The sequence below is a fragment of the Chryseobacterium sp. PMSZPI genome (assembly GCF_002835665.1).
Lineage (GTDB): Bacteria > Bacteroidota > Bacteroidia > Flavobacteriales > Weeksellaceae > Chryseobacterium.
The window spans coordinates 1-12,534 of sequence record NZ_PIZV01000071.1 but is presented as its reverse complement, the minus strand read 5'-3'; the positions used below and the strand labels follow the sequence as shown (position 1 = coordinate 12,534).

Sequence of the window (12,534 nt, the reverse complement as noted above, 5' to 3'; positions counted from 1 at the left end):
TGTTGTTTATTTATTGTAAGTTTCCCAGTCCAGATATCCTTCCATGGTAAGTCCATAATGAAGTTCTCTTTTAGGAGGAGTTAAAGGCCAGTTATTTTCTAATCGTTTTACCAGGTCAGGATTTGATATGAAGGCTTCTCCGAATGCAGCAATATCAATTGTCCCTTCATTGATGAGTTTTTCGGATTTTTCTCTATCCATTCCTCCGGCAAGGATAATAATACCGTTATACCATGTACGAAAACGTTCCATAAAGCCTTCAGGCAATGCAAAACTTCCTCTTGATTTCTGATCCATAATGTGGACGTAGATAATATTTCTTTTAGAAAGTTCCTTCGCCAGATATTCATAAGTAGCTTCTATTTCGTCATAATAAGGCATTTCATATAATCCTCCATAAGGTGTCAGTCGGATCGCAACTTTATCGGCTCCGATGGTAGCAATGGTGGCATCTACAATTTCAAGTAAAAACCGGGAACGGTTTTCTATACTTCCTCCATATTGATCCTTACGATTATTGACAAAAGGATTCAGGAATTGTTCGATGAGGTAGCCATTGGCTCCATGGAGTTCAATTCCATCGAATCTGGCTTTGATAGCGTTTTCTGCAGCCAATGCAAAATCCTGAACAATCTGTTTAACTTCGTCAGTTGCTAATGCACGAGGTTTTGAATTGATAACAAAACCTTCTTTACCATTTTCATCATACCCCCATGCATGCGTTTCGCCGGCCTGGATATCGGATGAAGAGACGGGAGCCTGTCCATTCGGTTGATTGGTGACATGAGAGACGCGTCCTACATGCCATAATTGAGTGAAAATTTTACTTCCTTTTTGATGAACAGCATCCGTTACAAGTTTCCAGCCTTCCACTTGTTCATCAGTATATAACCCGGGGATATGAAGAACTCCTTTTGAGGTCGGTGAAATTGCTGTTCCTTCTGTAATGATAAGTCCCGTTCCGGAACGTTGTGCGTAATATTCTGCGTTGAAATCTTTAGGAATTCCATCTTCATTTCTTGCTCTGGTCATAGGAGCCATTGCAATTCTATTCTTTAGAGATAATGTACCTAATCTTGTTTCTTTAAAAATATTAATATTCATAGTTTGAAATTTTAAGTATTAAAAATATTATGATATTGGTTGTTATTTATAACTTTACAAATGTTTTATTTTAATGAGTGATTATCTCATTTGTTGCTTGATTAAATTAATGATACAAATATCCGATGGATTTAATTATTATAAAAATAGTATAAATTATAATTAACTATAATTTTTATAATAGTTAAAAATAGAAATTAAATCTTTGAGATTTAAAATGAAAAAGCTTTTGTACATTAACAAGAACTGAATTCCATAAGGAGGAATGTCAGAGAATTCCCGGAAAGCTGAAGGAGAGATAGGTTGAAAGAAATTATACCTGAAAAAATATAAATTTTCCCTCTCCAACTCAAAAATCAGCCGTAAATTTGCATTATATTTTTTACAATTATGGTGAATTTTGTTCTGATTGCGGTGTGCATTATTGCAGGAATGGTATTCAAAGCAACAAAATCTATCCACCCCGATGCCCATAAAGGTATCAATACCTGGATTCTTTATCTTGCTCTACCGGCAGTTTCATTTAAATATCTGCCGAAAGTACAATGGACAACAGAAATGCTGTTTCCTATTGTTGCTACTTTTTTGATTTCTGTTTTTTGTTTCTTTTACATGATGTTTTATAGCAAAAGCAAAGGCTATTCTAGGAGGTCAAGAAGTACTTTAGAGTTGGCAAGTGGCTACAGCAATACGTCTTTCATTGGATTTCCTTTGATCAGTGCTTTTTATGGTGAAAAGCTTCTAAGTATCGCTATCATTTGTGACCAAACCATGTTCTTTGCCCTCTCAACATTAGGAATTATTGCTGCGGTGAAAGGAGGGAGCAAATCAGGAAAGGTAAGTGCAGTATTTATTTTGAAACGTTTGATTACATTTCCACCGTTGATTGGTTGTGTATCTGCTTTAGTATTATCACAATTTATAGATTTTACATTGGCAGAACCGTTTTTTGATAAGCTTGCAGCTACCGTAAGTCCTTTAGCTTTATTTTCGGTGGGACTACAGTTAAAATTTAATGGCTGGAAAAAACTGGTCCCTCAAATGTCGGCTTCCATGCTTTATAAACTGATTCTGGCTCCGGCAATTGTTTTAGGATTGGCTCTATTGCTGGGAGTAAAAGGAGATATTGCAAAAATTACCATATTTGAAGCGGCGATGCCAACTTTGGTAACTTCGAGCATTATTGCAGAGCAGTTCAGATTGAATACGAAGTTGACCAATCTGATCATTGGATTCAGTATTATAGTAGGGTTCTTTACATCTGTATTTTGGTATGAAATTACACAGTTTCTTTTTTAATAAACAAAGTGGAAATCTTCAAAAATATCATTCATAATAAACGTATAACAGTTTGAGTAGGAAGATTTCTTAATTAAAATTACAGGTCAGAAGGTGATCAAATAATATCCCAGAGCATTTTTAAAAGTTGCAGTTCTCTAAAGAAAAATTTAATTTTACACTTTAAATATTTCCCTTGCAGTACGCTCAAATTGTTTTACCTCTTAATCTAAAAGGATCTTTTACGTATAAAGTTCCGGAAGAACTCCTATCCGAAATTCAACCCGGAATGCGGGTTTTAGTCCCGTTTGGAGGTAAAAAAATTTATACAGGACTTGTTTTTGAGCTTCATGACAATGCTCCTGAAAATTTTGTAGCAAAAGACGTGATTAGTATTTTGGATGATCAACCGATTCTTCCTGAAGAGCAGATTAGCTTTTGGAATTGGCTTTCCAATTATTATTTATGTGGACTTGGGGAAATTTATCGTTTTGCTTTTCCATCTTCTTTAAAACTGGAAAGTGAAACCTATTTGAAGTTAAAACCCGGGATTGTTGTCGATTTTGAAAATCTGGATGTGAATGAGATGTATCTGATTCAGGCTTTGGAAGTACGACAGTTGATCAACCTGACAGATATTGAAGCATTTATTCCTAAAAAGGAAATTATCAAAACCATCAACTCACTGATTGATCTGCAATATATCGAGATTGATGAAAAAATTGCTGAAAAATACAAAGCAAAAGAAGTTGCCTATGTAAGAATTCATGAAGCTGTTCTGGGTAATCAGAATCTTACGGAAATTCTTTTGAAATTAAATAAAGCTCCTAAGCAAAAAGATCTGTTCCTTCTTATTTTGGAGAAGCAGACAGAAAACCCTGGACTTCCTATCAAAAAAGCAGAATTATTTGAAGATGGCTATTTTGGAAGTTCCCATTTCAAAGCATTGGCAGACAAAGGTCTTGCAGAAGAATACTACATGCAGAAAGACAGAATTGAGAGCTATGAAGGAGAAATTGAAGAGCTTGAAGAACTTTCCGAGCAGCAAAAAATAACGAAATCCGAAATTGATGAAGCTTTTGAAGAAGGAAAAAATGTTCTGCTTCATGGCGTAACATCTTCCGGGAAAACACATATTTATTTAGAAAAAATTGAAGAGTGTATTCAAGAAGGAAAAAATGTTTTGTTTTTACTTCCTGAAATTTCCCTTACCAAACAAATTACTCAGAGATTAGAAAAAAAATACGGGAAGCAACTTGGATTTTATCACCAAAAACTAACAGATTTTGAAAGGGTAGAGGTTTGGCGAAGAATTAAACAAAATGATATCCGTATTCTGATTGGTACCCGCAATGCTCTATTTCTGCCTTACCAAAACTTAGGATTAATTGTGGTGGATGAAGAACATGATTCTGCGTATAAACCAAGAGAAGTAACTCCTTATTTCAATGCTAAAGATGCCGCATTGGTGCTTGGAAGTACGTATGGAGCCGGAGTGATTCTGGGTTCTGCAACCCCTTCGGTAGAAAGTTACTATAGGGCAAGAAAAGATAAAATGAAATATATTTTCCTGGATGAGAGATTTGGGAATGTAAACCTTCCGGAATATGAGCTGATCAATTTCAAAGAAGCTCAGGAATCTAAAAAAGTTTCCGGGAACTTTTCGTTGAGACTCATTGATGAGATAAAAAAGACAGTGGACGAGAAAAATCAAGCTATTGTTCTTCATAATCGTCGTGGTTATGCTAATGTTGTTGAATGTGAAACCTGTGGTTATGTAAATTACTGTTCCAACTGTGATGTTGTGATGACGTATCATAAGGCTGCCAATGAGATGAAATGCCATTATTGCGGACAAAGAGCATCGAAACCCAAAACATGTCCAAAATGCAATTCTGAAAATCTTAATGAAAGAGGAGTAGGTGTAGAGCAGATTCATGAGGAAGTTTCCAAATTGTTTCCTGAAAATGAAGTGGATAGAATGGATGTAGATTCTATGCGTAAGAAATTTGCCTATGAAAAGCTATATGAGAAAATTGAAGAAGGCGAAACGGATATTGTAGTAGGAACGCAGATGATTTCCAAAGGTCTTGATTTTGATCACATTGAATTGGTTGCAATTCCCAAAGCGGATTCTTTATTATATGTACAGGATTTCAGGGCAGAAGAAAGAGCATATCAACTGATTACCCAGGTATCCGGAAGAGCAGGAAGGGTTTCCGGCAAAGGAAGAATCCTGATTCAGACATATAATCCTGATCATTCTGTATTTCAACTGATCAAGATGAATAATCCGGCAAAGATCTATAAATATATCCTTACAGAACGTCAGAAGTTCCATTATCCGCCGTTTACAAAGCTGATTATGATCGAATTGAAACACAGAAGAGAGGATAAGGCAGACCGTGCGTCCCAATTCCTGGGTTCTATTTTAAGAAAATATCTCCCCGAAGACTGTGTTTTAGGTCCTGAAAGAGCCCAAATTGCAAGGCTAAATAATTTATATCAATTCCAAATTTTACTCAAATTACCACGTGGTAAAAACTACGAGAAGTTCAAAGATATGGTTTTGATAAGTATGAAAGAATTTGACGAAATTACTGCGTATCAAAGTATTAAAAAAGATGTTTTCGTGGATTTTTAACAATTTTTAACAAAATTTACACTCTTTTATAAGAGGGCTATACCCCGTTTTCTAACAATAATTTCTACTTTTGGACGTTGATTAAGTGTTTGGCGTTTTTATTGAATGATTTAACTTATCATTTTTTATAGGGTCAAACTATAGAACAAAAAAAGGATAGATGGTAAATTTCAGAAAATATATTTCAAGTGTAGCGGTGTTGGCTTCTGGCTTTTTCCTGGCTCAATCTACCGTTTCTACTGTTCTTTATTCTCAGGCTTACGACAATCAAAAAAATAGTTTAAATCTACCTTCACCTGTTGGGGCATCGGTGGAAAGAACTGTTTTGTCTGCCAAAGAACTTGTAGATATTAATGTAAACACAATGATGGCGGATCCTGTGCTTAAAAATGCAACATGGGGATTCGTAGTGTATGATCCGAAAACGAAGAAGGTTATCTCTTCGTACAATGAAAGTACTCCACTGGTTCCGGCTTCTACTACCAAATTGCTGACCACTGAAACAGCAATGAATTTATTAGGAGAGAACTATCGTTGGATGACTCAATTGGAATATTCAGGTACTGTTGATGAAAACGGAACTTTGAATGGAAATCTTTATGTCATAGGAAGTGGTGACCCGTCTTTAGGAACTAATAAAGCAGGAGCATCGTCTTACAGAGACATTATTTCAGATTTTGTAAGCGGACTTTCGCGAGAAGGTATCAGAAAGGTAAACGGTGATATTATTATTCAGACAGCGCTTTTCAAAGGCAATATCTCAATGCTTCCGGAAAATGTTGTATGGCTAGAGAATAACAATTATTATTTGCCTGTAGGAACAACCCGCGGAATTAATCCGGCAAACGAAAAACTGATTGTAAAGAAAAGTGGTCTTACTTCAGAAAAGAAGTTTTTCTATGTTTCTCCTTATGCTCACCAAATGGTGTATGCCGAAAAATATGATGGAGATGGTATCTTGACAACAAAAATTCCTGATGCTCCGGCATATCTGGCTAACTCTTTCAGAACAACATTGGTGAAAAGCGGAATTTCTGTAACCGGAAAGGTAACTCCTAAAATGACAGATGCGGCTCCGGAAAGTAGAAAAATGATTTCAGCTTATAAATCTCCGACTTTAGGTGATATTATTTATTATACCAACCAACACAGTGATAATTCATTAGCAGAAGCTTTATTGAGAACTGTAGGATTCCAGAAAATGGGAGATCAGACTTCGGAATCCGGAAGAGTGGTTGTAACAGGACATTTGAGAGATGCCGGTTTTGATATGAATGGTCTAAACTATATGGATGGAAGCGGACTTTCAAGAAGTAATAATGTAACTCCAATTTCTCAGGTGAAGTTCTTAACTTCTTTAATGGATGAGAAATATTATAAGTCTTATTTGACGTCTTTACCGGTAGGAGGACAATCCGGAACACTGAAAAGAATGTTCCTTGGAGAAGGAAATGGACAAATTTTTGCTAAAACAGGTACTTTAAATAAAGTAAAAACATTAGCTGGTTATCTGAAAACAAACTCAGGAAAGACGTTAGTTTTCTCTTTAATGGTAAATAATTATGCAGGATCAGTAGATATGGTGAAAAAGAGAATGGAAAAAATTCTGGAACCTGCTTTAGAACTATAAAGTTGCTCAATTTTATATATTATAATGACCTTTTAATCAATGATTAGAAGGTCTTTTATTTTTATGATATTGTACTTTTTTATGGTGACAAGGTTCATATTATATCCTTTTGAAGGTGATATTTAAAAAAGTATTTTTGCGGAATAATAAAAAACTATGATAAAGAAAATTAGTATTCTCTTATTAAGTGTTCCTGGGTTCTATTTTGCTCAGTTAAAAACTCCTCAAGGACAAATTCAGGCAACGACTAATCCGGAAACGGAGAATGTAGGTATTGGAATCAGCAATCCTCAATCAAAATTAGACGTAGCGGGAGGAATCAATATGGCTTCCGGGTTTCCTATTCAGCTCAGTGGAAGTGATGCTAGTCATGGATTGAAATATAAAAGATATAATAGCGATAATACGTTGTTGGATGGTCCCTATCTTTATGGTTGGTCATCAGGAGCTTTAGGAATTAAGAAAGAAAATGGTCTTGAAATCAATATTTTGAGTTGGAAAGAAACCGGTAGTGTAGGTATTGGAACTAACGATCCTCAAGCGAAATTAGATGTTGTAGGAGGAATCAATGTGGCTTCCGAATTTCCTATTCAGCTTAGTGGGAAGGACCCATCTCATGGATTGAAATATAAAAGATATAATAGTGATAATTCTTTGTTGGATGGTCCCTTACTTTATGGCTGGCTAGGTGGAGCTTTAGGAGTTAAGAGAACTAATGGTGATGAATTTAATATTTTGAGTTGGAAAGAAAACGGTAATGTCTCAGTTGCTAATAAACTTGAAGCTAAAGAAATTAAAGTTACCAATACTCCCACAGCAGACTTTGTTTTTGAAACAGATTACAAACTTCCAGATCTGAAAAGTGTTGAAAAGCATATTAAAGAAAAAAAGCATCTTCCTGAAATTGCCTCTGCAAAAGTAATGGAAAAAGAAGGTGTGAATGTTGGGGAATTTCAAATCAAGCTTTTGCAAAAAATAGAAGAGCTTACCTTGTACACTATTGAACAAAATAAGCGTATTGAAGAGCAACAGGAAAGAATTAAAAAATTAGAGGAAGCTCAAACTAAATCGTTATCTAAATAGAATATTAAGATAATAATTAAAAAATTAATCCAATAAAGTACTAGGTTTGGTAAATATGATGAAGAAAAGAATGTAAAAGATTCCAAAATTTGTTCTAGAACTATAAAGTTGCTCAATTTTATATATTATAATGACCTTTTAATCATTGATTAAAAGGTTTTTTTTATATTTGAATCTTATAAATTTGTAATTATGAATAAAATCTATATTTTGTTATTGGGTTTGTTGATATCTCCGTCTTTTTATGGGCAAAAAGATAACGAAAATATCGAAAAGAAAGGATTTGTGAAAAAGGAAATGAAGTCCTTTGCAAATAAAATGGCTGCCGGTAATGTGAACCCCAATACGCTTAATTATGATTTAAGATATCAAAGGATGGATGTATCACTGGATCCCGCTGTTAATAATATATCGGGGTCTGCGACTTCTCATTTTAAACCTACACAGAGTATGGGAAGTATTTATTTTGATCTTTCGAACACTCTGGCAGTTTCCCAGGTGCAGTATCATGGAACGAATGTAGCTTTTCAACAGTTGCCCACCAAAGAAGTAAAAATTGATTTTCCGGCTTCAATTCCTGCTAATACATTAGATTCGCTGACGATTTACTATTCAGGGGCTCCGGATCCTGTTTATAATACGGTTATGGTTGGTAATCAAAGCGGAACACCTATTCTTTCAACATTAAATGAACCTTATGGTGCACAAGATTGGTTTCCCACAAAACAAAGTCTCAATGATAAAATTGAAAAATTTGATTTTAAAATTACCACGCCTTCACAATATAATGTGGCAGCCAATGGAAAATTAATGTCCGAAACAAATCTCAGTAATGGTCAGAAACTTACCTTTTGGAGAACAATGTATCCGACTCCTGCATATCTGATAGCATTGGGGATTACCAACTATGTAAAGAAAGTTGATGTCATTGGAAATCCTCCGTTTCCATTCGTAAATTATATTTATCCCTCTACCAATGCCAATACTACCAGTTTAGCGAATATTGAATGGACCAAACAAATCATGAATACTTTTGAAACGTATTTTGGGGCATATCCTTTCCGTGATGAGAAATATGGTCATATGGAATATATCAACGGTGGTGGAATGGAGCATCAGACTATGTCGTCGGTAGGAAGCTGGGGGAAAGATCTTATTGCTCATGAACTTGCCCATCAATGGTTTGGAGATAAGGTGACATGCAATACCTGGAATGATATCTGGTTAAATGAAGGTTTCGCTACTTTTGGGGAGCATTTGGCTAATGAAAAACTGTTGATGACCAATTCTCAATTTATGAACTATTTACAGGGACAATTGAGTTATATTACGGGAAGTGTTGGTGGAAGTACATATGTTCCTGATACAGGATTGTCTAATGTCAACAGAATATTTGACGGGCGTTTATCTTATGCTAAAGGAGGATATGTTCTAAGAATGTTAAAATGGGTTCTGGGAGATACAGCTTTTTATCAGGCGCTTAAAGATTATCACGCAAGGCCGGCTCTGGCTTATAATTATGTAAAAACTTCAGACCTTAATGCTTCATTGCTTCAGTCTACCGGAAAGGATTTTACAGAATTTTTTAATGACTGGATTTATGGTGAAGGTTATCCGACATATACCATAAAATGGAAACAGGCTAGTAACCAAATTGTGTTTACCGTTTCTCAGGCCCAAAGTAGCCCTACTGTAAGCTTTTTTGAAATGCCATTACCTATAAAAGTAAACGGGACTGGGGGGCAAACGGCTTATCTGGTGTTAAATAATACTTCCAATAATCAGTATTTTGCTGAAAATGTATCGTTTCCTGTAGCCAGTGTTCAGTTTAATTACGAATATCAGATCATTGAAAAGAACTCTACCGTAACTCAGGATAATACTTTAAGTGTTTCCTCTGTGGACAAAGATGGTTTTGGCTTATATCCTAATCCTGCAAAAAATGAACTTTATTTAAAAGGAGTAGATAAGGCTACCGAATTTTCTATTCATGCTATAGACGGAAAATTGATAAGAAAAGATATTTATCAGCCTGGAAAAGCAATTGGTATTACAGAATTGGTTCCGGGAACTTATATTTTTACGGTGAAAGAGAAAAACATTAAATTCATTAAATATTAAGGGCCTGTTTAAATTTTATAAAAATTTATTTCAACCATTAAGATGAATTAAGTTGTTGAGGTTAATTAAGGATACTCGGCAGAAGTTATTGCATAGGGTATTTCCATGGTGTATATCTTTAATTGTCAGACAATATTGAAGAAGCTTTCAGATTTGAAAGCTTCTTTGCTTTTTGGCGGCAATAATAGCTCTTTTCTGAGCTTTTTTTACTTTATATTGGAACCATTTTTCTTTAAATAAATTTCGCATCATATTGTCAAAATTTCTAGTAAATACCAGATTTTTAAATCCACGCCACTTTTCTAACGAGCTTGAGGGAAGCGCTCTGACGGAGATAGAATAGCCTTCTGTTTCATATTGGATATAATGCCACCAACCAGAAGGGATATACAATGTTTCACCCGGATGTAAGATGGCTTCATAGCCGTCTAAATAGAGTAGCGCGGGGAATTCCTGGTAATTTGGATTTTTTATATTGGCGAGACTGTGAAAATTATAAGGAAGTTTATACATAAGATCAGATTGTTCCCAAGGGAAAAGCCATATTTTTTTAATGCCTTGAAATTGAGTAATGAATACATGAGACATGTCAATATCGATATGGTTCCTGGTGACGGAGCTTTCTCCTCCAAAAAACATAAAAGGGAGCCATTTCAATATTTTACCATTGGTTACATCATTATAGAAAATATCGTTTTTAAGTTCCGGCTTGATATTTAACAGATTAAACAAAAAAAGGCGGTGTTCGGTAGGGGTGCTGCTGATCAAATCCAAATATGCCGAAAAAGTAGTTTGTGAGATAGGATTACTGGCCACTCTATCCAATGAATCAAGTTCGCTTCCATATATATTGACAAGATGATCACCGGCAATTTCTTTGAAATAATCATAATTCCATTTTTTAAACGCAGGGCTATCCGGGTCTATAAAATCTTCAAGAATAATGGGGTACCCGGGTTTCATATGGTTATTTTTAAAAATTCTTGAACTTAAATTTCTTGCTTTCTGTACCGGTGTCAATCTCATATTTAGTAAATTTTAAACAAATATAAATATTATCCTACTAAATTTGTAGACTAATAGTGTTAAAACTGAATTTGAAATCAATTTTTTAGAATTAAGCTTATAAAAGGCTATATTTTACTGCCTTTTTATTAAATTAGCACATCTAAAAAATTACTAAAAATGATCTCTGAAAAATACCTTCAACATTTACAGAATGAACTTCAAAATATTGAAAATGATGGCCTTTACAAAAGAGAAAGAATCATCACTTCTCAGCAGAGTGCTGAAATAGAAGCTAACGGAAAAAAGCTTTTAAACTTCTGTGCTAACAATTATCTGGGATTATCCAACAATCCGGAAGTGATGAAAGCTTCTCAGGATATGATTGAATCTCATGGATATGGAATGTCTTCTGTACGTTTTATCTGCGGAACACAGGATATTCATAAAGAATTGGAGAAAAAAATTGCAGATTTCTTAGGTCTTGAGGATACCATCCTTTATGCAGCTGCTTTTGATGCTAATGGTGGAGTCTTTGAACCTTTATTTACGGAAGAAGATGCCATTATTTCAGATGAATTAAATCATGCTTCTATCATTGATGGTGTACGTCTTTGTAAAGCTGCAAGATATCGTTATAAAAACAATGATATGGCTGATCTGGAAGCACAATTAATTGCAGCTTCTGAAAAAAATCACCGTTTCAAAATCATCGTAACTGATGGCGTTTTCTCAATGGACGGTATTGTGGCAGATTTAAAAGGGGTTTGTGATCTTGCTGATAAATATGATGCTCTGGTAATGGTAGACGACTCTCACGCAACAGGTTTCATCGGGAAAACAGGTCGTGGAACTCATGAAGCGAATGAGGTAATGGGCAGAGTGGATATTATCACTTCTACGTTAGGAAAAGCCTTAGGGGGTGCTTTAGGAGGGTTTACTTCCGGAAAGAAAGAGATTATCGATATGTTGAGACAACGTTCTCGTCCTTATTTATTCTCTAACTCATTAGCTCCCGGAATTGTAGGAGCAGCTTTGAAAGTGTTGGATATGATCTCCGATGATACTACACTTCGTGATAAAGTAATGGAAAATGCAGACTATTTCAGAACAGAAATGAAAGCAAAAGGCTTTGATATTCCGGATGGTGATGCTGCTATTGTTCCGGTAATGCTTTACGACGCACCACTTTCCCAAAAAATGGCTGAAAAGCTAATGGATGAAGGAATCTACGTAATCGGATTCTTCTATCCTGTAGTACCAAAAGGAAAAGCGAGAATCAGAGTGCAATTATCAGCCGCTCATACAAGAGAACACCTTGATAAAGCCATTGCTGCTTTTGAAAAAATAGGAAAAGAGCTTGGGGTGATTGGTTAGTATTTAGACTTGATTTATCATTGAAAATATACAATTCGGCTCGGGGCAGCTTCGCTGCCCGAGCCGAAGATTATTTTATAAAAAATTATTCATAAGTAACTTTGCAATTATCATCTTGATCATCGCTAGGATCTGTATCATTAAAACATTCTTTAGTAGTTATGTCATTTTCCCCGATACATGTAATACAATAACGTCGGTTTTTGGCCCCTCCTTTAATTGCTCTTTGTTGGTCTCTTCCCAATTTTTGTGCATTTTTCAGCACCGCATTTTTTGTGTTCATAATTTTTGT

Annotated in this window: 9 protein-coding genes; 6 read left to right on the top strand and 3 right to left on the bottom strand. The window is 35.2% G+C overall.

What is annotated here, in order from left to right:
- Positions 1-6: 6 nt before the first annotated feature.
- Positions 7-1,104, bottom strand: a complete 1,098-nt coding sequence (locus CW752_RS14540) for an alkene reductase (RefSeq protein WP_101240427.1) — start codon at positions 1,102-1,104, stop codon at positions 7-9.
- A 390-nt stretch (positions 1,105-1,494) separates the two neighbouring features.
- Here CW752_RS14540 and CW752_RS14535 point away from each other — a divergent pair, with 390 nt between their 5' ends.
- The 5 genes from CW752_RS14535 (at position 1,495) to CW752_RS14515 (ending at position 9,860) form a co-directional block, all read left to right on the top strand.
- Positions 1,495-2,403, top strand: coding sequence for an AEC family transporter (locus CW752_RS14535; RefSeq protein ID WP_101240426.1), 909 nt, complete (start codon positions 1,495-1,497; stop codon positions 2,401-2,403).
- Positions 2,404-2,578: 175 nt separating this feature from the next.
- Positions 2,579-5,026, top strand: coding sequence for a primosomal protein N' (priA, locus tag CW752_RS14530; protein WP_101240425.1), 2,448 nt, complete (start codon positions 2,579-2,581; stop codon positions 5,024-5,026).
- Between the two features lie 160 nt (positions 5,027-5,186).
- The gene (gene dacB / locus CW752_RS14525) at positions 5,187-6,656 is read left to right on the top strand and encodes a D-alanyl-D-alanine carboxypeptidase/D-alanyl-D-alanine-endopeptidase (RefSeq protein ID WP_101240424.1); all 1,470 of its coding nucleotides are present in this window, start codon (positions 5,187-5,189) and stop codon (positions 6,654-6,656) included.
- Between the two features lie 159 nt (positions 6,657-6,815).
- On the top strand, positions 6,816-7,739 hold the full coding sequence (locus tag CW752_RS14520; RefSeq protein WP_101240475.1) for a hypothetical protein: 924 nt from the start codon (positions 6,816-6,818) through the stop codon (positions 7,737-7,739).
- A 192-nt stretch (positions 7,740-7,931) separates the two neighbouring features.
- Complete coding sequence (locus CW752_RS14515; protein WP_101240423.1) at positions 7,932-9,860, top strand: M1 family aminopeptidase; 1,929 nt, start codon at positions 7,932-7,934, stop codon at positions 9,858-9,860.
- Between the two features lie 147 nt (positions 9,861-10,007).
- Here CW752_RS14515 and CW752_RS14510 read toward each other — a convergent pair whose 3' ends face one another.
- Complete coding sequence (locus CW752_RS14510; RefSeq protein ID WP_101240422.1) at positions 10,008-10,886, bottom strand: cupin-like domain-containing protein; 879 nt, start codon at positions 10,884-10,886, stop codon at positions 10,008-10,010.
- 159 nt (positions 10,887-11,045) lie between these two features.
- On the opposite strand from CW752_RS14510, the gene kbl reads away from it, so the two are divergent.
- Positions 11,046-12,242 (top strand): glycine C-acetyltransferase, encoded by a 1,197-nt coding sequence (kbl, locus tag CW752_RS14505; RefSeq protein ID WP_101240421.1) that lies wholly within the window; start codon positions 11,046-11,048, stop codon positions 12,240-12,242.
- 85 nt (positions 12,243-12,327) lie between these two features.
- Here kbl and CW752_RS14500 read toward each other — a convergent pair.
- Positions 12,328-12,534: hypothetical protein (locus tag CW752_RS14500; RefSeq protein ID WP_228401789.1), on the bottom strand; the 207-nt coding region annotated here is incomplete at its 5' end.

Bases quoted from the DNA above. Each gene is read 5' to 3' on its own strand.
- dacB (WP_101240424.1), top strand. From the start codon at position 5,187: ATGGTAAATTTCAGAAAATATATTTCAAGTGTAGCGGTGTTGGCTTCT.
- CW752_RS14515 (WP_101240423.1), top strand. From the start codon at position 7,932: ATGAATAAAATCTATATTTTGTTATTGGGTTTGTTGATATCTCCGTCT.
- CW752_RS14540 (WP_101240427.1), bottom strand. From the start codon at position 1,104: ATGAATATTAATATTTTTAAAGAAACAAGATTAGGTACATTATCTCTA.
- kbl (WP_101240421.1), top strand. From the start codon at position 11,046: ATGATCTCTGAAAAATACCTTCAACATTTACAGAATGAACTTCAAAAT.
- CW752_RS14510 (WP_101240422.1), bottom strand. From the start codon at position 10,886: ATGAGATTGACACCGGTACAGAAAGCAAGAAATTTAAGTTCAAGAATT.
- CW752_RS14535 (WP_101240426.1), top strand. From the start codon at position 1,495: ATGGTGAATTTTGTTCTGATTGCGGTGTGCATTATTGCAGGAATGGTA.